The organism is Kitasatospora putterlickiae (genome assembly GCF_039527695.1).
Taxonomy (GTDB): domain Bacteria; phylum Actinomycetota; class Actinomycetes; order Streptomycetales; family Streptomycetaceae; genus Kitasatospora; species Kitasatospora putterlickiae.
Window position 1 is genome coordinate 1 of the sequence record NZ_BAAAKJ010000405.1, and the last position, 1014, is coordinate 1014.

General features: G+C 75.4%; 2 protein-coding genes. One reads left to right on the forward strand and one right to left on the reverse strand.

The window, feature by feature from the left end; genetic code table 11:
* Window positions 1–275: 275 nt before the first annotated feature.
* Window positions 276–755 (reverse strand): GNAT family N-acetyltransferase, encoded by a 480-nt coding sequence (locus ABD308_RS34525; RefSeq protein WP_344343815.1) that lies wholly within the window; start codon window positions 753–755, stop codon window positions 276–278.
* A gap of 76 nt (window positions 756–831) precedes the next feature.
* Here ABD308_RS34525 and ABD308_RS34530 point away from each other — a divergent pair.
* On the forward strand, window positions 832–1014 hold a 183-nt coding region (locus tag ABD308_RS34530), incomplete at its 3' end, for a hypothetical protein (RefSeq protein ID WP_344343817.1).

Consider the following 1014-nt stretch of genomic DNA (forward strand, 5'->3'; position numbering starts at 1 on the left):
CGCGCCGCCGTGCCGCGGCGCGCCGCGCCGCGCGCCCGCCCTGGCCACCGGGGCCGCCAGGGCCACCGAGGCCGGGGTGCCCGCTCGCGGGGAGGATGGTGGTCCGGTTCTCGCTGTTCACCTGCGCACGCTTCCTGTGTTCGGGGCCGTCGGGCCCGTCGGAGGGTCCGTCGGACGGGTGCCGACACCTGGGAGACCGGCGGGCGGTGACCGGATAACAGAAAAGTGCGAACTGATTTCCGAACGGGTGCGGGCCGGGCGGCCGGGCGGTCCGGTCAGGCGCCGGCCGGGGGCATGTCGTAGGTGACCAGACGGGTGCGGGTGGCGACCCGGTCGTATTTGCTGCGGGCGCGGTAATTGTCCTCCGAGGTGATCCAGCGGACGGCGTTCCAGCCGCGCTCGGCGGCGATCTCACGCAGCCGGGTGAGCAGGAGGTCGACCGCGCCGGTGCCCCGGGCGGCGGGGGCGACGAACAGATCGTCGAGGAAGCCGGCGACCACCCCGTGCAGCGGGCGGACGAACGGCCGGTAGTGGGCGAGCCCGACCGGGGTGCCGTCGGCGTCGCGGACCAGCAGGCCGTCGAGCTCATGGGCGGGGTCGGTGAGCCAGGACCAGACCAGCTCGGCCTTCTCGTCGGGGATCGGCACCCGGTAGAAGGCGCAGTAGCCGCGGAACAGCTCGCGCCAGGCGGCGAAGTCGGCGTCGGTGGGCGTGTCCACGGTCCAGCGGACGGTGGCCGGGTCGGCGGCGGTCATGGGGTCTCCCGGATGGGTGGCTGGGTGGCTGAACGCGCCAGTATGACGGCGCGCCGGCGAGGTGCCGATCGACGGCGTGGCCAAGAGCACCGCCTCCTCACGCCGATCCGCAGGCTGGACCGGACCGGCCAGGACCGCCAGGGGTCCGCCCGACGCGCGCCGACGGCCCGGATCGCCGATCCTGGACGCCCGGCCCGCCCTCCCGAGGAGGCCCGCGATGCTGCTCCACCGGCTGGCCCTGACCTCGCGCGCCGTGGCC